At 52.2% G+C, this 23,246-nt stretch carries 23 protein-coding genes; 17 read left to right on the forward strand and 6 right to left on the reverse strand.

What is annotated here, in order from left to right:
• The 14 genes from DSZ37_RS08520 to spoVM are packed head-to-tail and all read left to right on the forward strand — an operon-like array spanning position 1 to position 12,820.
• Complete coding sequence (locus DSZ37_RS08520; protein ID WP_028519597.1) at positions 1–258, forward strand: DUF370 domain-containing protein; 258 nt, start codon at positions 1–3, stop codon at positions 256–258.
• Positions 251–856, forward strand: a complete 606-nt coding sequence (gene gmk, locus DSZ37_RS08525) for a guanylate kinase (protein WP_109726484.1) — start codon at positions 251–253, stop codon at positions 854–856. Before DSZ37_RS08520 ends, gmk begins: the two co-directional genes overlap by 8 nt.
• Positions 849–1,058, forward strand: a complete 210-nt coding sequence (gene rpoZ / locus DSZ37_RS08530; RefSeq protein ID WP_109726485.1) for a DNA-directed RNA polymerase subunit omega — start codon at positions 849–851, stop codon at positions 1,056–1,058. Before gmk ends, rpoZ begins: the two co-directional genes overlap by 8 nt.
• A complete protein-coding gene (gene priA, locus DSZ37_RS08535) occupies positions 1,058–3,508 on the forward strand; it encodes a replication restart helicase PriA (RefSeq protein ID WP_109726486.1) in 2,451 nt (816 codons plus the stop codon). The genes rpoZ and priA overlap by 1 nt, the downstream gene beginning before the upstream one ends.
• 21 nt (positions 3,509–3,529) lie before the next feature.
• Entirely contained in the window at positions 3,530–3,997 is a 468-nt protein-coding gene (gene def, locus DSZ37_RS08540) for a peptide deformylase (protein WP_109726487.1), read from the forward strand.
• Positions 3,997–4,926, forward strand: a complete 930-nt coding sequence (gene fmt, locus DSZ37_RS08545; protein ID WP_109726488.1) for a methionyl-tRNA formyltransferase — start codon at positions 3,997–3,999, stop codon at positions 4,924–4,926. Before def ends, fmt begins: the two co-directional genes overlap by 1 nt.
• A gap of 12 nt (positions 4,927–4,938) precedes the next feature.
• Positions 4,939–5,700, forward strand: a complete 762-nt coding sequence (locus DSZ37_RS08550) for a zinc metallopeptidase (protein ID WP_242978600.1) — start codon at positions 4,939–4,941, stop codon at positions 5,698–5,700.
• A complete protein-coding gene (rsmB, locus tag DSZ37_RS08555; RefSeq protein WP_109726489.1) occupies positions 5,700–6,992 on the forward strand; it encodes a 16S rRNA (cytosine(967)-C(5))-methyltransferase RsmB in 1,293 nt (430 codons plus the stop codon). Before DSZ37_RS08550 ends, rsmB begins: the two co-directional genes overlap by 1 nt.
• Positions 6,993–7,001: 9 nt before the next feature.
• The gene (rlmN, locus tag DSZ37_RS08560; protein WP_109726490.1) at positions 7,002–8,060 is read left to right on the forward strand and encodes a 23S rRNA (adenine(2503)-C(2))-methyltransferase RlmN; all 1,059 of its coding nucleotides are present in this window, start codon (positions 7,002–7,004) and stop codon (positions 8,058–8,060) included.
• Complete coding sequence (locus DSZ37_RS08565) at positions 8,057–8,782, forward strand: Stp1/IreP family PP2C-type Ser/Thr phosphatase (RefSeq protein WP_109726491.1); 726 nt, start codon at positions 8,057–8,059, stop codon at positions 8,780–8,782. The genes rlmN and DSZ37_RS08565 overlap by 4 nt, the downstream gene beginning before the upstream one ends.
• Before the next feature lie 16 nt (positions 8,783–8,798).
• Positions 8,799–11,159, forward strand: a complete 2,361-nt coding sequence (pknB, locus tag DSZ37_RS08570) for a Stk1 family PASTA domain-containing Ser/Thr kinase (RefSeq protein WP_109726492.1) — start codon at positions 8,799–8,801, stop codon at positions 11,157–11,159.
• Positions 11,159–12,034, forward strand: a complete 876-nt coding sequence (gene rsgA / locus DSZ37_RS08575; RefSeq protein WP_109726493.1) for a ribosome small subunit-dependent GTPase A — start codon at positions 11,159–11,161, stop codon at positions 12,032–12,034. Before pknB ends, rsgA begins: the two co-directional genes overlap by 1 nt.
• Positions 12,031–12,681 carry a thiamine diphosphokinase gene (locus DSZ37_RS08580; RefSeq protein WP_109726494.1) on the forward strand — a complete coding sequence of 217 codons (651 nt, stop codon included), beginning with the start codon at positions 12,031–12,033 and terminating at the stop codon, positions 12,679–12,681. Before rsgA ends, DSZ37_RS08580 begins: the two co-directional genes overlap by 4 nt.
• A 55-nt stretch (positions 12,682–12,736) precedes the next feature.
• Entirely contained in the window at positions 12,737–12,820 is an 84-nt protein-coding gene (spoVM, locus tag DSZ37_RS18220) for a stage V sporulation protein SpoVM (protein WP_366558616.1), read from the forward strand.
• 333 nt (positions 12,821–13,153) lie between these two features.
• Here spoVM and DSZ37_RS08590 read toward each other — a convergent pair whose 3' ends face one another.
• From DSZ37_RS08590 to DSZ37_RS08615, 6 genes are all read right to left on the reverse strand, one after another.
• Positions 13,154–14,338 carry a DUF4064 domain-containing protein gene (locus tag DSZ37_RS08590; protein WP_109726496.1) on the reverse strand — a complete coding sequence of 395 codons (1,185 nt, stop codon included), beginning with the start codon at positions 14,336–14,338 and terminating at the stop codon, positions 13,154–13,156.
• A gap of 14 nt (positions 14,339–14,352) precedes the next feature.
• On the reverse strand, positions 14,353–15,531 hold the full coding sequence (locus tag DSZ37_RS08595) for a transglutaminase domain-containing protein (protein WP_109726497.1): 1,179 nt from the start codon (positions 15,529–15,531) through the stop codon (positions 14,353–14,355).
• 27 nt (positions 15,532–15,558) lie between these two features.
• Positions 15,559–16,758: a dockerin type I domain-containing protein gene (locus tag DSZ37_RS08600; protein ID WP_109726498.1), complete on the reverse strand. Its 1,200-nt coding sequence runs from the start codon at positions 16,756–16,758 to the stop codon at positions 15,559–15,561.
• Positions 16,759–16,825: 67 nt separating this feature from the next.
• Positions 16,826–18,103 (reverse strand): adenylosuccinate synthase, encoded by a 1,278-nt coding sequence (locus DSZ37_RS08605; protein WP_028519582.1) that lies wholly within the window; start codon positions 18,101–18,103, stop codon positions 16,826–16,828.
• A gap of 411 nt (positions 18,104–18,514) precedes the next feature.
• Positions 18,515–19,372 carry a ComEC/Rec2 family competence protein gene (locus tag DSZ37_RS08610; protein ID WP_109726499.1) on the reverse strand — a complete coding sequence of 286 codons (858 nt, stop codon included), beginning with the start codon at positions 19,370–19,372 and terminating at the stop codon, positions 18,515–18,517.
• 76 nt (positions 19,373–19,448) lie between these two features.
• Positions 19,449–20,039, reverse strand: coding sequence for a hypothetical protein (locus DSZ37_RS08615; RefSeq protein ID WP_109726500.1), 591 nt, complete (start codon positions 20,037–20,039; stop codon positions 19,449–19,451).
• A 177-nt stretch (positions 20,040–20,216) separates the two neighbouring features.
• On the opposite strand from DSZ37_RS08615, the gene miaB reads away from it, so the two are divergent.
• The 3 genes from miaB to DSZ37_RS08630 are packed head-to-tail and all read left to right on the forward strand — an operon-like array spanning position 20,217 to position 23,203.
• Positions 20,217–21,587, forward strand: coding sequence for a tRNA (N6-isopentenyl adenosine(37)-C2)-methylthiotransferase MiaB (gene miaB / locus DSZ37_RS08620; protein ID WP_109726501.1), 1,371 nt, complete (start codon positions 20,217–20,219; stop codon positions 21,585–21,587).
• 15 nt (positions 21,588–21,602) lie between these two features.
• Positions 21,603–22,370: a hypothetical protein gene (locus DSZ37_RS17700; RefSeq protein WP_109726502.1), complete on the forward strand. Its 768-nt coding sequence runs from the start codon at positions 21,603–21,605 to the stop codon at positions 22,368–22,370.
• A gap of 59 nt (positions 22,371–22,429) precedes the next feature.
• Positions 22,430–23,203: a hypothetical protein gene (locus tag DSZ37_RS08630; RefSeq protein ID WP_109726503.1), complete on the forward strand. Its 774-nt coding sequence runs from the start codon at positions 22,430–22,432 to the stop codon at positions 23,201–23,203.
• The last annotated feature ends 43 nt before the right edge of the window (positions 23,204–23,246 follow it).

Genomic DNA, 23,246 nt, shown 5'->3' on the forward strand with positions numbered 1-23,246 from the left:
ATGAAGCTCATAAATATAGGCTACGGAAATATGGTGTCATCGGAGAGGATAGTCGCCGTGGTAAGCCCCGAATCAGCGCCTATAAAGCGCCTCGTTCAGGAGGCTCGCGACGACGGCAGAGCTGTTGACGCCACCTATGGAAGAAAGACAAGAGCCGTTATGATAATGGACAGCGGTCACATTATCCTGTCCTCACTTATCACCGAGACTCTTGCAGCAAGGATAAACGGATCGGGAGGTTCCGACGACGATGAATAAGGGCAGACTTATTGTATTATCCGCTCCCTCGGGCTGCGGAAAAGGTACCATACTTGCGGAGGTGTTCAAGGACAAGAGCTTTGCACTTTCTGTTTCCGCAACTACAAGGGCTCCCCGCGAGGGCGAAGTGGACGGTGTCAACTACCACTTCCTTACGAGGGAGGACTTCGAGCAGAGGATAGCAGACGGCAAGTTCATTGAGTACGCAGAGTACTGTGATAATCTCTACGGAACTCTCATGAGTGAGGTGGACGACCGCCTTGAACAGGGACTCAATGTGGTACTTGAAATAGAGACAAAGGGCGCTATGAAGGTTCGCGAAAAGCGTCCCGATGCAATTTTCATATTCGTTCTGCCGCCTTCTGTGGCAGAGCTGAGACGCAGGCTGAAAAAGCGCGGTACAGAGACCGACGAGGTCATCAAAAAGCGCGTTTCACAGGCTGCATGGGAGATAGAACAGGCTCCCAAATACGATTACGTCATTGTCAACGACGCCCTTGAGGACGCCGTAAGCGACTTCTTCGCGGTAATGCGCGCAGAAAAGCTTAAAGCGGAGTTTTCGGGCGATATTATAGAAGAGGTGTTGAAAAATGCTTAGACCCGCAGTAAACCAGATCATCACAAAGAACGAGAGCTGCTATTCGCTCGTTATCGCTGTTGCGAAGCGTGCAAGACAGATCACCGATGAGCTCTGCAAGAACAATGAGACTCTTGAGGAGAAGCCTGTCAAGACAGCTGTTGAGGAGCTTGCAAGCGGCAAGTGCAAGATAGTGAACGCGGCTCCCCAGACTAACGAGTAATGTCCCTTATTGCGGAGACCGCAGTCAGCGGAACAGCTTATTCATTCGATATGCTGTTCAGCTATGCAGTCCCTGACAGGCTTGCGGCTGACATTGCCTGCGGCTGTCGGGTGCTGGTACCCTTCGGCAGAGGGAACAAGCGCAGGATAGGTGTTGTCATGAAGCTCTCACAGGGCGAGGCAAAGGGGCTTAAATCCCTTGTGTCCCTTGTGGACGAGACTCCCGTAGTCTCGGAGGAGCTTCTCGGACTTGCCTTCTACCTTCGCGAGCAGACCTTCTGTACTTATTTTGATGCGGTAAAAGCCATGCTTCCGCCTGCCATGAGCGTCAGCGCAAAAGAGACGTTCAGGCTTGTTAAGAATTTCACGGACATTTCTTCCCTCAGCCCTCAGGCGGCTGAGCTGCTTCAGGTGCTCTCCTGCACCGAGGGCAGCAAGGAGCTCAATGAGGCTGTGGAGAAGCATATCATTGACAACGGAAGGCGGCTCACCGACGAGCTCTGCGACGCAGGCGCCCTTGACTCGGATAACGTGTTCAGGCAGGCTGTGGGCGACGCGGCAGTGAGAATGGTACGCCTTACGGACAAGTATATGAGCACACCCGAGGATTTTGACCTCACACCCAAGCAGAAAACTGTCGCGGACTTCCTTGCGGAGTTCGGAGCAGCTGCGGTCAGGGAGGCTGCATATATGTGCGGCGTCACCGAGGCTGTGGTGAAAAGGCTCTGCGCCAACGGCGCCGCCGAGGAGTACGAGGCGGAGGTGCTGAGAAGGGTGGAGGACTTCGCCGACGAGGTGAGACGCCCCGAGGATATTGTCCTCTCTGCCGAGCAGCAGAGGGCAAGGGACGCGGTATACGAGCAGATGGCCACGGGGAAGCCTGCGGTGTTCCTGCTTCACGGCGTTACTGGAAGCGGCAAGACCTCGGTCTTTGAAAAGCTCATCGACGATACCGTGAAAAGCGGCAGACAGGCTATGCTTCTTATCCCCGAGATAGGACTTACACCGCAGATACTGAAACGCTTCAGGTCGATGTTCGGAGAGAGAGTCGCTGTCATTCACAGCGGTCTGTCACTGGGTCAGAGACTTGACGAATACAAGAGAATAAAACGGGGCGATGCAGACATCGTTATCGGTACGAGAAGCGCCGTTTTCGCGCCCCTTGACAATATAGGACTCATCATCATTGATGAGGAGGGCGAGCGCTCCTACAAGTCGGACAGCTCCCCCAGATATACCACTCATGACATCGCCAAGCAGCGCTGCGCCTTTCACGGTGCGTCACTGCTGCTGGCTTCGGCAACTCCTTCCATCGAGAGCTATTACCTCGCCGAAAGGGGAGCGTACAGGCTCCTTGAGATGAAGGAAAGGTACCGCAATGCGCCCCTGCCCGAGGTGAGCATAGTAGATATGAACCTTGAGCGCGGCGAGGGCAATCGCACGGAATTCAGCCGCAGACTGGCTGAGGAGCTGAACGCTAACCTGCAAAAGGGGGAGCAGTCCATACTGCTGCTCAACAGGCGCGGATATCACACCATCATAAGCTGCTGTGACTGCTATCAGCCCGTGTACTGTCCCAACTGTTCGGTGCCGCTGACATACCACAAGAAAAACAACAAGCTGATGTGCCATTACTGCGGCTACGTCAGCGAACCTGTGACGGTGTGTCCGTCCTGCGGCTCGGAGCGCCTGAAAAATATGGGCTTCGGCACACAGAAGCTTGAGGAGGAGTTGGCTATGTTCTTCCCCAAGGCGAGAGTGCTCCGCATGGACGCGGATACCACCTTTTCACGGTACTCCTACGAGAAGAACTTCACCGACTTCCGCGAGGGAAAGTACGATATAATGATAGGCACCCAGATGATTGGAAAGGGACTCGATTTCCCCAATGTCACTCTGGTGGGCGTGCTGTCTGTGGACAAGGCGCTGTATGCGGGGGATTTCCGAAGCTATGAGCGCACCTTCTCCCTCATCACTCAGGTGGTGGGACGAGGCGGACGCGGAGGCAGCCGAGGTAGAGCTATACTCCAGACCTTTATCCCCGAGCATTATATCATGAACCTTGCGGCGGCTCAGGACTACAAGGGCTTCTACAACGAGGAGATAGCCATACGCCGCGCTATGATATTCCCGCCCCTCTGCGATATGTGCATTTTCTGCTTTTCGGGAAATGAGGACATCACCGTGAGACTGGGCGCGGAGGCTGTGCTGCGGCTCATGAACGGCAGGCTCAGGGAGATACAGCCCAAAACTCCTGTGAGAGTGCTGGGACCCGTCCGCTGCTCATACGGCAGGATAAACGGAAAGTACCGCTACCGTATTATAATGAAATGCAAGAACACCGCCGAGATGAGAGGATTTATAAGCGGTATCCTCACAGAGTCGGCAAAGCTGAAGGAAATGAGAAATACGTCCCTTTACGCCGATATGAACGGCGATGTGGGCGTCTGAAATGCAAAAGGAAATGATCGAATGGCACTTAGAAGAATTTTAACCGATAAGGACGAGATACTCCACAAGGTATGCAAGCCTGTGGATAAGTTTGACGAGAAGCTGGCTCAGCTCCTCGATGATATGCACGAGACACTCAACAAGGCTGAGGGTGTGGGACTTGCGGCTCCCCAGATAGGCATCTGCCGCAGGATATTCATCATGCACCTTGACGAAAACGATATCGTCGAGGCTATAAACCCCGAGGTGACTCAGAAGGAGGGCAAGCAGCGCGTTCAGGAGGGCTGCCTCTCCTGCCCCAATGTATGGGGATATGTCACAAGGCCTGCAAAGTGCCACCTGAAGGCTCAGGACAGGAACGGAAACTGGTTCGAGCGCGATTTCACCGAGCTGGGCGCACAGTGTACCTGCCATGAGAACGACCATCTTGACGGTCATATCTTCACTGAGATAGTGGAGGAATTCTTTGTTCCCGAGGAGAGCAAGTAATGAAGATAGTATTTATGGGAACTCCCGATTTTGCCGTTCCGTGCCTGCGTACTCTCGCTGAGAGCGCACATGAGGTGGCAGCGGTGTTCACCCAGCCCGACAAGCCCAAGGGACGCGGCTATAAGCTCATACCAACTCCCGTAAAGGCTGCGGCGGCAGAATATGATATCCCCGTGTATCAGCCCCTCTCGCTGAGAAAGGGCGAGGACGCAGAGGAGTCCATGAGGGTGCTGAGGGAGATAGCTCCCGACCTCATAGTTGTAACGGCATACGGTCAGATACTCCCCAAGGAGATACTGGAGCTGCCGAAATACGGCTGTATCAATATCCACGCTTCGCTTCTGCCAAAGTACAGGGGAGCGGCTCCCATAAACTGGGTGCTCCTCAACGGCGAAAAGGAGACAGGCGTCACCTCGATGCAGATGAGCGAGGGACTTGATACGGGCGATATGCTCATAAAGAGAGCGACTCCCATAGGCGAGAACGAGACCTGTGAGGAGCTCTATGCAAGGCTTTCCGCAATGGGCGGAGAGGTGCTTGCAGAGACAATAGATGCACTGGAAAAGGGAAGCCTTTCCCCCGAGGTGCAGGACGACAGCCTGAGCTGCTATTCTCCCATGATACGCAAGGAGATGAGCGCTCTGGACTTCTCAAAGACAGCGGCGGAGGTACACAACACCATCCGCGGCGTAACTGGCTTCACTATGCTGGAGGGCAAGCGCCTGAAGGTGTTCGCTTCCCGTATCGCCGAGGGCAGCTTTGACAGCGCAGAGAACGGCTCTGTGGTGGATACGAAGCGATTCGCGGTAAAGTGCGGCGACGGCAGGGCGGTCATCTTCACCGAGGTACAGCCCGAGGGCAAAAAACGCATGAAAACAGAGGACTTTCTCAGAGGCAGGAAGCTCACTGAGGGAGAGCTCCTCGGATAAGGAGGAAGATATATGTATATTATGAATTTCGTTTCGGCAGCTCTGAGATACTACGGCTATTACGGCTACGGCACACGCTCGGCAGGCGGTAACTACGGTCTGTATTTCATACTCTTCCTTGTAATGATGATACTTCCCATCATTGCACAAGCCAATGTAAGCTCAACATTCAAGAAGTACAGTCAGGTGTATAATGCAAGAGGTCTTACCGCCGATCAGGTGGCAAGAATGATACTGGACTCAAACGGGCTGTACCATATAAGGATAGAACGTATCAGAGGCAATCTTACCGACCACTTCGACCCGAGGGATAATGTTGTCAGACTTTCCGATTCGGTGTACGGTCAGCGTTCGGTAGCTGCCATCGGTGTTGCCGCCCATGAGTGCGGTCATGCCTGTCAGCACGCCGAGAACTACGCACCCATAATCTGGAGGACAAAGCTGGTGCCTATCACCAATATCTGTTCAAGGCTCTGGTATTTCGTGCTCATCATCGGTGTGGTGCTCAGCAGCCTTACTATAGGTACTTCACTGATATATGTCTCCATTGCTATGTTCCTTGCTGTTATTTTATTCCAGCTGGTAACACTGCCCTGTGAGTTCAACGCAAGCAGCAGAGCTCTCAAGACCCTTGAAAGAGACTGTATCCTTGAGTCTGCTGAGGTGCCTCAGGCTAAGAAGGTCCTCACCGCAGCTGCTCTCACATACGTTACAAGTCTTGTGACATCCATGATCCAGCTCCTCAGACTCCTTATGTCTGTCAGGAGAAGATAATGGGAGATGCAAGATACCTTGCTGTGAAGCTGCTGGATAAGACCTTCGGCAGCGGCAGCTATTCAAATCTCCAGCTGGACAGCGGTCTGAAAAACTCGGACCTTGACGACAGGGAAAAGAAGCTCTGCTCCGCTATCTACTACGGAGTCATCGAGCGGAAGCTGACCCTCGACCACATCATCGGCGGTCTCAGTTCCCGTCCCATAGCGAAACTCGACAGTATCATCCTGAATATACTGCGCTGCGGTATATATCAGATAATGTATATGGACAGCGTCCCCGATAACGCGGCTGTCAGCGAGAGCGTTTCCCTTGCTAAGAAATTCCGCAAGACAAGCGCTTCGGGTATGGTCAATGCGGTGCTGCGGAGCTTCATCCGCGGCGGCAGGGAGATAAAGCTCCCGAAAGACAGGGAAAAAGCCATGTCCGTAAAGTACTCCGCGCCCGTGGCTCTGGTAAGGAGCCTCAGCTCGGACTACGGCAGCGAGGCTGCGGAAAAATTTCTTGCGGCTTCTCTGGAAAAAAGTGTCACATATCTCCGCATGAATGCGATTAGATGTACTGAGGAAGAATTTCTCGGTGCTCTTGAGGGATTCGGTGCCGAGAAAATCGCGGACTGCTGCTTTAAGACAAGCGGCGGCGACGCAGCTTCTACGGAAGCCTTCCGCAAGGGCTGGTTCCACGTTCAGGGGCTTGCCTCGCAGCTTTGCTGTCAGGCAGTGGCTCCCACGGAGGAGGACAGGGTGCTGGATATATGCGCCGCTCCCGGCGGAAAGACCTTCACCATGGCGGAGCTCATGGGCGGCAAGGGCGAGATATACGCCTTCGACCTCCACGAAAAGCGCGCGGAGCTGATCCGCAGGGGCGCCGAGAGACTGGGGCTCACCAATATCAGGGCAGCGGCAGGAGACGCAACCAGGTTCAACCCCGAACTGCCCCGATTTACCAAGATACTCTGCGATGTCCCGTGCTCGGGACTGGGAGTCATCGGCAGCAAGCCCGAGATAAAATACAAGGACATCTCGGATTTTGCGGGGCTCCCCGACATACAATATAAAATAGTGTGCAATGCGCTGAACTATCTCGAAGCAGGCGGCACTCTGGTCTATTCCACCTGTACGGTGAGAAGGGCTGAGAATGAGGAGGTCTGCGAGAGACTGCTCCGCGAGCATCCCGAGGTGGAGGCTGTGGAGCTGCCGCCCATGCTGGGCAGGAGCTTCGGCACTATGGCTACACTTATGCCGCCTGATTTCGGCAGCGGCTTCTTTATAGCAAAATTCAGGAAAAAGTAAGGTGATAAATTGGAAAAAGTCGATATTCTCAGTCTCGATCTTGAAGAACTGACGGAAGCCCTTTTGGCTATGGGCGAGAAAAAATTCCGCGCGAAGCAGATATTCCAGTGGCTTCATGTAAAAAGGGTCTTCGATTTTGATAAAATGACTGATATATCTGTCCAATTGCGCGGCGCTTTGAAAGAAAAATTTTGTATAAATGGACTATTTATACAGAAAAAGCTTGAATCTGCTATAGATAATACGGTAAAATATCTTTATAGGCTTTCTGACGGGAATTTTGTCGAGACTGTGCTCATGGAGTACAGCTACGGATACAGCATCTGTGTGTCCACTCAGGTGGGCTGCAAAATGGGCTGTAATTTCTGTGCCTCGACCATCGCAGGCTACGTCAGAGATCTTGCTGCCTCGGAGATCCTTATGCAGATCTACGAGGCCGAGCGTGATTCAGGGAAAAAGGTCTCGGGAGTGGTGCTTATGGGAATAGGCGAGCCCCTCGATAACTTCGACAACGTCATGAAGTTCCTCACGCTGCTGTCCCACAAGGACGGCAACGATATGAGCCTTCGTCATGTGTCGCTTTCCACCTGCGGAATAGTTCCGCGGATATATGAGCTGGCAGACAAAAAGCTCCAGCTGACCCTTTCGGTGTCCCTCCACTGTGCGGACAACGAGGGACGGAGCAGGATCATGCCCGTAAACAGAAAATATGATATCGACAGCCTTATGGAAGCCTGCCGATACTATATAGATAAGACGGGACGGCGCATAACCTTTGAGTACGCCGTTATCGACAACGTCAATTCATCACCTGCGGACGCCGACACTCTTGCGGCTCTGCTCCGCGGTATGAACTGCCATGTGAACCTTATTCCCGTCAATAAGGTAAGGGAACGAAATTATCGGACAGTCCGCTCAGGTGTTGCTGAATTTGCCAAGCAGCTGGGCAGACGGGGGATAAACGCTACCGTGAGAAGAACTCTCGGAAGCGATATCGAAGCTGCGTGCGGTCAGCTCAGACGCGACGCGGCTGAACAGAACAAAAAGAATGGGGGTGCGGATACTTGAGATTTCGCTATGGCACGGATATCGGTCTTAAACGCGAAGAAAACCAGGACGCGGTAAGATGCGAATACTTCGGCCACAATGTTCTCGCTGTCGTGTGCGACGGCATGGGGGGCGAACGCGCAGGCAAGGAAGCAAGTGCGCTCGCGATAGAAGAATTCTTCCAGCGTTTTTCGGCTGACTATAAGGAAAGTCTCAGCGATGAGGATATCCGCAAGCTCCTTATCTCCTCGATATCGGCAGCAAATTCCGTGATCTATACACGGGCGAGATTCGACTTCAAGAATTTCGGCATGGGCACCACCTGCGTAGCTGCCTTCGTCAACAAGAAAACCGCCTTCATTGCCAATGTCGGTGACAGCAGAGCCTATCTCATCACCGATACGGGACTTGTTAAGATCACAACTGACCACAATGTCGCCTCGGTGCTCTTTGAACAGGGCAAGATAACCGAGGAGGAAATGGAGGTACACCCTCAGAAGCATATGCTCGTGAGAGCGGTCGGCGTCGAAAAGACCGTCCTGACGGACACCTTTATGCTGGACTATGAGGACAAGATCAGTCTGCTGCTTTGCTCGGACGGCCTTTCGGGCTACTGCAGCGACGATGAAATATACAGCGTCATACTGAATTCCGATTTTGATGATGTTGCAGACGAACTTATTAAATTAGCGCTCCGCAAGGGCGGCCGCGATAATGTGACTGTCGCGGTAATTTCTGACTAACGCAGGAGGAAAGGAAATGGATAAGAATATTGGCAAAAAGCTCGACGGAAGATATGAGATAACCGAGCTTATCGGCGTCGGAGGCATGGCTGAAGTGTACAAGGGCGTCGATGTTATCGACAACAAAACCGTTGCCATTAAGATACTGAAGAAGGAATTCGCTGAGAACGAGGAGTTCCTGCGCCGCTTCAGAAATGAATCCAAGGCAATTGCAGTTCTTTCCCACCCGAATATCGTAAAGATATACGATGTGGGCTTCTCCGAGAAGATACAGTATATCGTCATGGAGTACATCGACGGTATCACGCTGAAGGAGTACATCGAGGAGGAAAAGGTCCTCACATGGAAGGATACGGTGCATTTCGTCATCCAGATACTCCGCGCACTCCAGCACGCTCACGATAAGGGCATCGTTCACCGCGATATAAAGCCCCAGAACATCATGATGTTCACGGACGGCACTATCAAGGTCATGGACTTCGGTATCGCCAAGTTCGCGCGTGAGGAAGGCAAGACCGCTACCGATCAGGCCATCGGAAGCGTTCACTATATCAGCCCCGAGCAGGCAAGCGGCAATGTTACCGACGCAAAGAGCGATATCTACTCCGTGGGAGCTATGATGTATGAGATGCTCACGGGAAGAAAGCCCTTCGACAGCGATAACCCCGTTGCTATCGCAGTTATGCATATGCACGATATCCCCGAGCGCCCCAGAGCTATCAACCCCGATATCCCTGACGGCCTTGAGGAGATTGTCCTCAGAGCTATGGAAAAGGCTCCCGAGGACAGATACCAGACCACAGCCGAGATGATAAGCGATATCGAAGCCTTCAAGGCTGATCCCCATATCACTTTCGGTTACTATACAGAGGACGACGAGGACGCTAACGATGAGATCCTCGACCAGTCCGCAGGCACAGAGGTACAGTCAGAGAGCCGTCAGGAGGTGGCTAATGCCTATGCCGCAAAGGCTGCTTCGGCAGTGGGTGCGGGCGCAGGTGCAGCTGCTATGGCAGCCGGCGGCGGTTCCTCAGCAGGTGCCGTATCGCAGAGATACAACGACGCATATCCCGAGAATTATGACGAGGATTACGACGATGAGGACGATGAGGAAGAGGAGGAGCGCTCGTCACTGGTTGTCCCTGTTCTTACCGCAGTTGTCGTGGTCGTTATCATCGTTGCGGTAATATTCGTAGTTACTCTCCTCAGCGGTCTCCTCAAGAACGGCGGCAGCAGAGGCGACAAGTCAATGCCCGACCTCTACGGCTGGGACTATCAGCAGGCTCTTTCCGCTTACGGAAATACCATCAAGTTCGAGGTAGAGGGTACCGAGTACAACGAGGCTGACCCCAATACCATCATTAAGCAGAGCATTGAGCCCGGCGATGTATTCAGCAAGGGCGATGTCTGCAAGGTAACTCTCAGTATGGGTATGGAGACTGTGGAAGTTCCCCGTGTAAAGGACCTCAATGTCGAGCTTGCCAAGGCTCAGCTCACCGAGCGAGGCATCGTGGCGGATATACGAAAACAATCCGACGCAAATGTCAAACCCAATTACGTTATCAAGTCTGAGCCCGAGGAGGGTACGGAAGTACACAAGGGTTCAACTGTTATACTCTACGTCAGCATGGGCGCTAACGCAGAGCAGTTCGAGATGGAGGACTACGTTGGTCTTACTATCGACGACGCTACAATGAGAGCAGGCTATAAGAACCTGAAGGTCGAGACAGAGCTTATCCCCTCATATGAGAAGAAGGATAAGGTCGTAGAGCAGGACCCTCCCAAGGGCACAAAGATCGAGGGCGGTTCTTCCATCAAGCTCTATGTCAGCGATGGTACTATCCCCGACGGTAAGGTAGATATCACTATACCGCTTCCTTCGGACGCAAACGGACGCTTCAGCATCGACTTCATCCTCACAGACGAAAAGGGCAAGACCACAGCACAGTCATCAGGAAATATCATTTGTCCTGATATGAGCAGTGTTCCCATGACCCTTGACGGTTCCGGAAAGAACGTATCCGTAAGAGCACGTCTTACAAACCTCAGCACACAGCAGAATGCAGTTCTCGGAACATACACCTTTAACTTCGCAACAGGAAAGTACACCACAGAATCCGAGGATATCTACGGTGCATTCCAGGCAGTAAACGGATTCCCGCAGCCTGAGACCGATCCTCCGCATCAGGAAGAACCTCAGACGCAGCCTGAGCCTAATACAGACCCACCAATTGAACCAGCTACAACACCCGGTGTAGATGGTGAGTGGAGACTTGATGGACAAGGTGGCTCCTATTGGGAAAACTATGCTCCCGGTGCAAATGGAAACTGGGAGACTAATGAAGACGGAAGTACGACTTGGCATTGGTGGAACTGATGTCAGACAAGTACAGCGGACTTATAATAAAATGCTTAGGGGGACTCTACACAGTAGAGTCCCCTGACGGTATATGCGAGTGCAAGGCAAGAGGAGTTTTCCGCAACAGAGGTATCAGTCCATGCGTGGGAGACAACGTCACCCTCGAGGACGGCGTCATCACAGAGATAGCTCCGCGCAAAAACTGTATCATTCGACCTCCTCTCGCCAATCTTGACCAGCTCATTTTCATCGTCTCGACCTGTGAGCCTGCCCCTAATTACCTCATTCTGGACAAGTTCATCGCCATTGCCGAGTACAAGGGCATAACCCCTGTGGTGGTCATCACAAAGGCTGATCTGGGCGACAGCCGTCCCGTCCATGAGATATACGGCGGTATCGGCATAGAGGTGGCTGAGGTGAACTACGACGACGATGACTCCGTGGAGACTGTAAGGCAGCTCCTCAGAGGAAAGATAAGCGCCTTTACGGGCAACTCGGGCGCAGGAAAGTCCACACTGCTCAACGCGGTGGACCCGTCACTGAATATCGCTACGGGTGAGATAAGCCGAAAGCTTGGCAGGGGCAGACATACTACACGCCATGCGGAGCTCTATAAGCTCAGCGGCGGCGGTTATATCGCTGATACCCCGGGTTTTTCCACATTTGAGACAAACAGATACGACATTATCCGCAAGGAGGAGCTTGCAGGCTGTTTTCGCGAGTTCGCTCCCTTTACGGATGAATGCCGTTTCAGAGACTGCGCACACCTCTGCGAAAAGGGCTGTGCCGTAGTTGAGGCGGTGGAGCGCGGAGAGATATCCCGCAGCCGCCACGAAAGCTACAAGACTATGTATGAAGAAGCTAAACAGCTGAAGGAGTGGGAGCTGAAATGAACAGATGCGCCATATTTGCAGGCGGCGATATGCCCGACCTGAATGAGTATAAGGACTCTGCCTTCTGGGCAAGTTACAGCTATTTCATCTGTGCCGACTGCGGCTACAGACACGCTGTAAAGCTGGGTATACTCCCCGACCTGATAGTGGGGGATTTCGATTCCTACGGCGAGGAGCTGCCTGTGGGGGTAGAGGTGCTCAGAAGCGTCCCCGAAAAGGACGACACAGACACCCTCATGGCAGTAAAGAAAGCCATTGAACTGGGCTTTACCAATATCGACCTCTACGGAGCTCTCGGCGGCAGCCGTCCCGAGCACAGCTTCGCCAATATCCAGACTATGATATATGCTCTCCAGCAGGGATGCAGCCTTGAGATAAAGGGCAGCAGCAGGATGCTGGTGCAGGAGGCTGACGAGGGCGAGGTCACATACAAGAGTCCCGAGGGCGGATTGTATCTCTCTGTTTTCGCGCTGACCGAAAGCGTGGGTATCGAGTACCTCCGCGGCGTCAAGTACCCTCTTGAGGACTACCGCATGGTGCAGTCATTCCCCATAGGCGTCAGCAACGAGATAACAGCAGGCGAGGCTTCCCTCCGCATTAAGGACGGTCTTGCCCTTGTGATACTGACTCCCAAAAAGGAGAAGTAACAAAAGCTCCTCTGATGAATATAATATTATAGTTCATCAAAGGAGGGAGTACATATTGAAGATAGTTGTCATAAGAAGCCCTAAGTTCATCTCGGGGCTGCTGAGAGCCATTTTCGGCATCAAAAAAGAAGAAGCATAAGTGAAAAGCCCCTGAGCGATGAACTCAGGGGCTTTTTTGTTAAGATAAATCAAAATTTACATTTGTAGGGGACGCCTCCCAACAGGAGCCGCGACCCTCTGTCCTTCGGACATCTCCCTATACTATAGGGAGTCACCCTCGGCGTCCCGTTGGGCGTGTAATATATCTCGCGGGACGCCGAGTGACTCCCTACGGTGTAGGGAGATGTCAGCAAAGCTGACAGAGGGTACGTGCAGCTGTTAGCTGCGGCGTCCCCTACATTAGCTAACAGCTACGGACTAATGGCTCAAATCATAATTTTGCTCCGCAAGATTATGATTTATCCAAGCTTAATTAAGAGTGTCTTGAATTGATGTCCTTGTTCCTGTTGAAGAAGTTGCCTACGTCCTCGCTTCCGCAGAGCAGGAAGAAGCATACCACCGTGCATATAAGAGCTGCGCCGTAGAGCACTCCTGCCAGCACTGTGCTGCCCTTGTGCTGGGGTATCATGGTCAGTCCTGGGAATACCTGCACTATGCCGAACAGCAGCAGTACCAATGTGGCAAGTGACTTGCATACACCCACGCCTGTCATGAGCAGCAGCGAGAACAGTCCGACTGCAACTGCGATGTATATTGCAGAGCCTTCGATGACTCCGCTGAATCCGTCAAGACCGTTCTTGTATCCCAGACCGAGCTGTCCCGAATAGAGCAGGAAGAATACAACAGCGGCTATAACACCCAGTACGGCAATGATTATGGTTACTTTAAAGCCCTTCTTGGCACTTTCCTGTCTTGCCTGCTCCTTCAGCTCAAGCATCATTCGCAGGCTTTCCTTTGCGTCCTTCTGCTCGGAGACAAGCTGTGAGGAAACTGCCTTCTTTGCAGCCTCTGCCTTTGCTCTCTCGAGGTCCTCGTCAACGTACTTTGCCTGATACTTGGGGAGCTCGGGCTCATCGTCAAGTATAGGTGCGGTTATGGGAGCCTCTGGCTGCTTGGGCTCTTCCTTTTTCGGAGGAGGAGTGTAGTTGTCCTCGTCCAGTACGGGAGCCTTTATTTCAACAGGGGGAGCTACTGCGCCCAGCTGAGTTCTTCTCATGTCGATTATCTGCTGCTGTTTATCCTGCGGCAGAGCGTCAAATCTTGCTTTCAGCTCGGGAGTGAGTCCGCTGATTATATCCTCGTCGGAGAGCACGAGCTTGTCATGAGTGTAGGGGGCATTGTCGTCCAGCACAGGTGCGGTAACTCCCGTGGGAGCGCCTTTTCTCTCACTTGTGTAGGACATATCGTCGTCAAGAACGGGTGCGGTAACTCCTGTGGGAGCACCCTTCTTTCCGTTTTCGGGAGCATAGCTGTCCATATCGTCCAGTACGGGAGCTGAAACTCCTGTGGGACCGTCCTTTCTGGAAGACGGCGCAACATACTCAAAATCGTCCAGCACAGGAGCTGAAACTCCTGTGGGACCTTCTTTTTTCGGAGTGCTCGGGGTATAGTCTATCTCCTCGGGCAGTCCGCCTGCAGGGTTATTTTCATCGTACATAATAAACACCTCGTTCAATGAGATTTCATAAAAGCAGACAATGTCGTTTCTGCGCCGCTGGATAGCGCGGCATAGTATGCCAGTACATTTGAAGCGTCAACTGCGTCGATGACACCGTCATGGTTTACATCGGCGTAGCGTGACTGAGATATGGTCAGTCCTGATATTTTTGAGCCTGATATCCGTGCGTACTCGGACAGGATCATGGAAGCATCCACAGCGTCGATCTTGGAGTCTCCGTTGATATTGCCGAGAGTATATGAGGGCTCGTGATATTTTGTATGTGCAGCAGGGTACTTTGCCTTGAACTCGTCCGAGTTGTAGTCGGGGAAGGAGAGTCCGTTGTCATTCTGAGGGATGTGCTGAAGGAATGGGAAATCCGAGTCAAGGTCGCTGCTCCCCTTCAGAAAATAGTGGAAGCTGTCGCCGTTGAACTTCATATCCCATGTGGGGTCCATGAGGTAATACTTATCGTCAAGCTTTACCATCAGCCATACATGATATCCCTCAGAGGCAGGGAAAACGCTGTTGTCACGGGATTTTCCCGCGATTATGCGGCAGGTTATGCCGTTGTCGTTGTAGAGTCTGTACAGCAGCTGTGTAATGCCCTGACAAACTGCATGGTGATCCATTACCGCGCTGTATGCCGTATATACATACGGGTCAGAGATGTCCTCGGAATAGGTGGTATTTGAGGCAACGTATCTGTAAAGCAGGTATATCTTTGAGAAGTCGGAGAATTTATCAAGGCTGAGCTCCTCGGTGAGCCTGTTTATCTCCTCGGTGAGCTTTTTCTCCTCCTCGGCGGTGGTGTAGTAGTCCACATTGTAACTGATGGTGCAGCTGATCTCGTCCGCGTTCAGCTGTGCCCTGCATTTATAGCCCTTTATGGAAAACCTGAGATAGTCGCCCTCGGTCCCGATGCCTGTTTCCTCACAGGCACAGTAGATGGTGTGTGCGCCTATATCCGTGATCGAATAACCGTCAAGGGGCATCTGTACATCGAAGTTGGTGATCCTCTGCTTAAGATTGCTGCGTACAGCTGCGGCAGCTTCCTCCTTGCTCTGAGCAATATAATGGGTGGATATAAGCTGTCCCGACGGTGTGACCGCGTGTGCGTTATATGGTGCCGAAGCGGCTGTCAGCAGAGCGAGAGCGGCTGCGGCGGAGGCTATGACAGCCCTGATATTCATGAGATACCTCCTTTCGGAAGCCGTTGTTTATGCGCCTAAGAATTCTGTTATCCCCATCGGCTCCTTGGTGGTGGAGAGATAAGCGTAGTATGAGAGTATCTTTGAGGCGTCAACTGCGTCTATCTGACCGCTTTTGTCAACGTCGCCCGCAGCATTCTGTGCTGCGGTGAATACTCCCTTTCCGCTTTCCGATGAGAGCCTTGCATACTCGGCAAGGACGTTTGATGCGTCTATTGAGTTGACGGCACCGTCACCTGTCACATCTCCGAGGGCATATGATACCTCGGGAGCAGGATATGCCGAGGCGGAGATTTCGCTGTCGGCAAAAGCATCTTCGGGCTTTATGCCGAGAATGGAGAAGATGTGTACATGGGTAAATTCCTCGGAGCCGTCGCTTTCGCTGTCAAGATCACTGTAGCCCCTGAGGAAGAACCTGTGAGCGTTTCCGCCCATTTTCTTGTCCCATATGGGATCGAGGAAGTAGTACGTCCCGTCGATCTTTGCCATGCAGAGGTAATGTACATCCACCTCCTCATCGGTCAGGGAATTGAAGTTGGACATATAGATCATGGGCTCAACGCCGAGCTCCTCCATAAGCCTGATGAGCAGGTGTATCTGTCCTGCTTCGTTTGCCTTCCTGCCGATAAGAGCGCTGTACGCGGAACTGAGACTGTCATCGATAAGATCGCTGTCGAGGACCATCTGATCTATAAGATAGTCATATGCCCAGAGGAGTTTGTCGTAAACGCTGCTGTCAGCGGCTTTTCTGAAGCCGTCTGTTTCGCGGAGCTTTGCCATTTCTGCGGTGACCTCTGCTTCCTGCTCTGTGGTGGTGAGATATTCCAAGTGGTAATCGCAGTAGATGCCCTCGACCACCTGATAAATGGTGCCATCGTTCTTGTTTGACTGCAAAGCAAGGTAAGCGCCTTCGGTGGGATCTCCCGTAAACTCGAGGAGAGCGTTATTGAGCCTGTCCTCTATGTCCTGATAATCCTCGCCCTCATAGTCGGTGATGACGAGCTCGATATGCTCAGTATGTGCCTTGACCTGCTGGCGGAAGTACTTTTCAGCTTCCTCCGTGGTGAGGAAAGGGATGTCTTCCTCGGCTGTGACCTGCACGGCTGACGGAAGCGTTGTGACGGTGGCGGCACTTACGGGTGCGGCTGTGGTCAAGCATATGGCGGCAGCTGCTATAACAGCCGCAACTGTGGTTTTTCTGAATTTCATGGTGTACCCCCCCTGTTCTTACATTATAAACGAACAGCCGCCGAAGCGGCTGAACGGTCATATTCCTTTATCTTTCCAGTATCTGTGCTCTGTCGGGGCCGATACCAACCATGCTTACGTGGCAGCCTACCAGCTCCTCGAGACGGGCGATGTAGCTCTTGCAGTTTGCGGGGAGCTCATCGAAGCTTGTGCACTTTGAGATGTCCTCGCTGAATCCGGGGAACTCCTCATAGATAGGCTCGCAGCCCTCAAGCTCCTCCAGTGTGGGGGGAAACTCCTTGATAACGCTGCCGTCGGGCTTCTTGTAAGCCACGCACATCTTCAGAGTGTCGATGTTAGCGAGAGTATCCAGCTTGTTGATAGCAAGGCTGTCAAGGCCGTTTACTCTTACTGAGTGGCGGACGATAACTGCGTCGAACCAGCCGGTTCTTCTGGGTCTGCCTGTGGTGGTACCGAACTCGCCGCCTACGTTTCTGATCTGATCGCCTGTTGCGTCGTCAAGCTCTGTGGGGAAGGGTCCCTTGCCTACACGGGTGGTATAAGCCTTGGCAACGCCGATGATGTTTGTGATGACCTTGGGACCAACGCCTGTGCCTACGCACACGCCTGCTGACAGGGGGTGCGATGAGGTAACATAGGGGTATGTACCGAAGTCGATGTCAAGAAGGGTAGCCTGAGCTCCCTCGAACATTATAGTCTTGCCTGCCTTGTGAGCCTCGAATGTGAGAACGGAAACGTCGTCCATGTAGGGGAGGAGTCTCTTTCCGTACTCTGTGTACTCCTTTGTAACTGCGTCAAGGTCGAAAGCCTCGCCGCCGTAGACCTTGGTGATTATCTCGTTCTTGAGCTTACCTGTGGACTGTATCTTCTCAGCCAGTACCTCGGGGTGAACAAGGTCGTACATACGGATACCGCAGCGCTCGTACTTATCCATGTATGTGGGACCGATACCTCTCTTTGTGGTACCGATGTCCTTGCCGCCGCGGAAAGCCTCTGAGAGACCGTCCAGAGCGATATGCCATGGCATAACTATCTGAGCACGGGGGTCAACTTTAAGGTGACCCTGAGTCTTTATACCTCTTGCCTCGAGATTATCCAGCTCGCCGATGAAGTCCTTGGGGTCAAGAACTACTCCTGCGCCGATAAGATTGAGGGCGTTGGGGTAAAGGATACCCGAAGGTACAAGGTGGAGCTTATAGACCTCGCCGTTGTTTACTACAGTGTGACCGGCGTTGTTTCCGCCCTGTGAACGGACTACAACATCTGCACGGGAAGCAAGGATATCGATGATCTTGCCCTTTCCTTCATCTCCCCACTGAGTTCCGACTACAATATTTGCAGGCATTTGTTTTCCTCTTTTCATAAATAATATTTGTGCAGGCAGCGCCTTTTACTGCCAAAAATGCACACTTACAATTTATTATATCATAAATGAAGCAGTAATGCAAGAGTACATTAATCAAAATTTAGCTTTGCTGAATTTTGATTTGAGTTTAGAGTTGAGAGTTTAGAGTTGAAAGTTGTGGAGTCGCCTGCGGCGACAATATTTAAATATTGTGAGCGAAGCGAACACATTAACTCTCAACTCTCAACTTTCAACTATCAACTTATCGAATACGCGCTAAATTCCGATTTATACTAATAAATATAATGCCCCGAAGTGCTTTGAAATGCTTCGGGGCAAAACTTCTGTATAGGGAGCTGCCATAAAGCGTCCCGTTTGTTTCATGTCGGGCTGTAACTCTCAACTCTCAGCTTACGCTGCTCCGCCCTTTTCCGTGGTGAACTCTATGGAGGCACCGTTGCTGACGGCAGTGATATTGCCGTTGAAGCATGTGGAGTAGGTGGGTATCTTCATATCCGACAGCATATCCTGCACCTTGCCCGAGAAAGTGCTTGAATCGGTGCAGACCACCGCGCACTTGGGAGAGGTTGCCTTGAGAAAATCCCCGAGATTGTCCAGCTTCCTGCCGTGATAGGGCATCTTCAGCAGAGTGCATTTGCCGATGTCCATTATCTCGTCAAGGCGCTCCTCCATGGCGTCGCCTGTAAAGAGGAGAGTGTTTTTGTGGTGGACTGCCTTGGTGACAAGGGAGAAGTCGTTCTCGTCGCTGTCATTGTCGCCGTATGAGGACTTTTTCGGAGCGTACACAGTGTAGTCCACATCGTCAAGAGTGAATGACATATCCGATGTGAGCCGTGTGCGCGGAACCCCGTTTTCTTCCAGCACCTTGCAGAATTTAGCATATTCGTCAGCAGCTCCGTCATAGTCGGGGGTGAGTACGTTCTTTACCTCATAGTTGTTGAGCACCTTTGCGGCACCGCCGACGTGGTCCTTGTCGAAGTGGGTGATGATGAGGTAATCTATGGATGTTCTGCCGCTTTCATCAAGTATGGCAGCGATCTTCTTTCCGTCGCCTTTTTCTCCGCAGTCGATGACAACTGTTCCTGTCTCGGACTGCAGCACCATTGCGTCCGCCTTTCCTACATCGATGAAGTCTACCTTGAATTCCTTTGCATCGGCAGGCGGCTTTTCATTGCTGCATGAGAACAGTGAAGCGGCTGCTATAACAGGGGCAGCCACAAGTGCTGCAAGTTTTCTTAAATCGGGCATAGATATCGCTCCTTTCGGGGAAATGCGAAATACACTTTCACATACTACATGATACGCCCGAAAGCTTAAAATAATCTTAATCCTGCTTTGCTTTTACGGAGATGATATACATGACATCTTCATCGGGGTTCTTGGGGCTCCAATCGCGGAGCCATGCGCCGTCGGCTATCTCCTTGTAGGCTTTGTCGGAACGGGCAGTGCCGAGAAGCTTCGCGGACTCCTTTTCGGTCTCTTCACTTGAGTTTTCCAGCAGGATAAAATGCTCCTCACTGTACCAGCTGTGCTCGGCGGCGTCCTTCTTCACGGGATAGTAATGAATGGTGCAGCAGATATCCTCGCTGTCCTTGCCAAGGAAGTGCAGATATATGGTGTAATAGGGTCCTCTGCCGTCTTTGGCGATCTCCTCCGTGAACACAGCGTCAACAGGGGCGGCACCCTTGAATGGGGCGTAGTATTCGCTCTCGCCGCTGTCCGCATTGTCCTTTATGTTGGCAAAGGCACCGTTTACAGCCTTCTCCGCCAGTTCAAGAGTAGCTTTTCTTTCGGCTTCGGACTGCTTCAGACGATGCATGGTCCAACGGTCCGACAGGAAGCCTGTGAGTATAAGCAGGCAAATGCCTGCGGCTATGGAAACAAGAATTATTGCTGCTCTTTTCAGTAAATTCATTGTAAAAGTCCTCCTATTGCGGCTATCTGAATATAATACACGGCAGAGGAGGAAAAGGTTTCACTTTTTTTCAAAAAATATTAATTGTTAACCTCAGTGCTGCGCACTTGAAAAGTTCCTGAAAATATGGTATAATAATTCATTAAAGGATTTTCACGGAAGGAGATGGTCTGCGAATTGAAGGACAATACCGCGGCTATCAGCGAAATAAAGAGGATCATCGGCGAAAAATCGCCGAAAGCATACATCAGGAGCTTCGGCTGTCAGCTGAATGTCTCCGACGGAGAAAAGATAAAGGGACTGCTCAGGCAGATGGGCTACTCCTTTACCGAGGACGAGCACGAGGCTGACCTGATAATGCTCAACACCTGCGCCGTCCGCGAGAGTGCCGAGGACAGAGTTTTCGGCATCGTGGGCAGCATGAAGAAGCTGAAGGAGCTGAAGCCCTCGCTCATTATCGGCATTGCAGGCTGCATGACCGCTCAGAGCCACATCGCGGAAAAGATAAAGAAGTCCTATCCGCAGGTGGATATCGTTCTGGGCACCTCTGCCATAAGCGCCCTGCCGAGGCTGCTGCTGGAGGCTCTGAACGGAGCCAAGTTCTCGGCGGATATAAGCGAGTACGATGACTTCTCCGAGGTGGTGGAGCAGGTCCGCGACAGCAGCTTCAAGGCTTCGGTGCCAATAATGTTCGGCTGCAACAACTTCTGCACCTACTGCATAGTGCCCCATGTCCGCGGACGGGAGCGCAGCCGCCGTCTCGAGGATATAGTGACTGAGGTCTGTCAGCTGGTCAAGAGCGGATACAAGGAGATAATGCTCCTCGGACAGAACGTCAATTCCTACGGCAGGGACCTTGAGGACGATGTGGACTTCCCCAAGCTCCTGCGCCGTCTCAACGATATCGAGGGGGATTTCTGGATACGCTTTATGTCCTCACACCCCAAGGACGCTTCAAAGGAGCTCATTGACGCCATTTTCGACTGCGAAAAGGTGGCAAAGCACCTGCACCTGCCTGTCCAGAGCGGCAGCAGCGAGGTGCTCAGGCGCATGAACCGCCGCTATACCGTGGAAAAGTACATGGAGATAGTGGACATGATCCGCAGCCGAGACCCTGATTTTTCACTTACCACCGATCTTATCGTGGGATTTCCCGATGAGTCCGATGAGGACTTCCAAGGCACCCTCGATATAGTAAGGCGTGTGAAGTACGATAATATCTACTCCTTCATCTACTCAAAGCGCTCGGGCACTCCCGCAGCCGCTATGGCTGACGGAACCTCCGAGGAGGAAAAGGGCAGGCGCATGAGAAAGCTGCTGGAGGTTCAGAGAGAGGTGTCCACAGAGCATTATAAGCGCTTTGTGGGAAGGACCATGAGAGTCCTTGCGGACGATACAGCCAAGAAAAAGAAAGGCTGGCTCACAGGCAAGAGCAGTGAGTTCATCATTGTTGAATTTGAGGGGGACAGCTCCCTCATTGGACAGTTCGTGGACGTGGAGATAACAGGCTCTATGAACTGGGCTGTCACAGGAAAAATAAAGGGATAAACAGGAGGTTTCATTATGAAAAGAGTGATCGCATTATCATGTCTTGCAGCAGTACTGCTTGCAGGCTGCGGAAAGAACGAGTCGGGGGGCTCGTCCGGAAAGAAGACTGAGACTGCCACTGCCGCCGAGACTACGGCAGCAGAGGCGACTGCCGAGGCGACCACAGCAGAGGTGACGACCGAGGCGGAGACAACTACAGAGCCGGAGAACAGCACGTCCGCAGGGGACAGAGAGACTATGTACCCCGAGACTTACAAGAATATGATACAGGATAAATATGATATGCTCGCAGATTATCAGACCGGCGAGATCAGAGTTTCATATGCTCTCTATGATATGGACGCAGACGGCGTTCCCGAGCTTGTGCTGAGCTATGACGAAGAATACATGGGAGAAAAGATCGAAGGCAATCTGGGAATGTATACCTGCGATGAGAACGGTGAGGCACAGGAGGTAGGCTATTTCGGTCCCGATCCCGCTGCATGGGGCTGTACGAGCGACGCAGGCGATCTTGCGCTTATATACGAAATGGACGATTATATCGGTATCCATCATTTCGTCCTGTCCGACGGCAGCGTCGGCATTGATGACTCTGTTGAATTCGACCGCGATGAGAATACGGTCACCAAGGACGTTATGGCAGAGGGCGGCTGCAAATACCTTCCCTATGTCAGCATAGTCGGAAAGGGTGACGATATAAAGTCTTCATACATTGATCCCAATACCGGCAAGACTGAGGAAAAAGACGGTTTCGGCTTTGAATTTTTTGGCTGGGAAGCCTGACCGCTGCCCGTCGGTGCCCTTTGTCTTACGAATAAAACGAAAACTTTCAGGAGAATAATATGAAAAAGATACTTGCTATGTTATGCCTGACAGCAGTTGTGCTGGCAGGCTGCGGAAAACCCGAGGCTGACAGCTCATCGGCAAAGGAGCCCGGGACTGCAGCAGCTGCGGAGACCACTGCTGCCGCTGAAACTACAGAAACCGCAGAGACAACTGCCGAGGCGACCACAGCAGAGGTGACAACGGCAGCCGAGACAACTACAGAGCCCGGCGGAAATGTTTTCGCAGGGGGACTGATGGATATGTACCCTGCTATTTATGAGGGCTTCATAAAGTCCGAGTTTGACAGGGTAGCGTCTGAAAATGACGGCCTCGCAAGCATAGAATTTGCTTTCCGTGATCTTGATGTTGACGGAATACCCGAGCTTATATTCAAGCGCGGCACCTGCGAGGCGGACTATCAGGTAAATGTTTTCACTCTTGACAGCGAGGGCAATATAAAGGACTGCGGACTTATCGGCGGCGGTCATACCGCCTTCGGATATGACGAGAATACAGGAAGGCTCGTTATGATCTGGGGACACATGGGTGCGGCTGATATAGAGTACCTTGAATGGGACAACGGCACCGTGAAGTCGGTGGATAACTATGAGTTCACACTGGACGAGAATACCCCCTCCTATGACACTGTTCTGGAGGAAAAGGGTATAAAGTACATGGATCATGTGTCCGCTTACCAGTCGGATTACGAAACAGGCGTGACTTCATGGTTCTGCCATTCTGACGGTACCATTGATGAAAAAGAGGGACTCTATCTCGACTATATGGGCTGATAGCGCTGTACAAATGCAAAACGGCAGGCAACTGCCTGATATA

The organism is Ruminococcus flavefaciens, from assembly GCF_900116855.1.
GTDB classification, from domain to species: domain Bacteria; phylum Bacillota; class Clostridia; order Oscillospirales; family Ruminococcaceae; genus Ruminococcus; species Ruminococcus flavefaciens_R.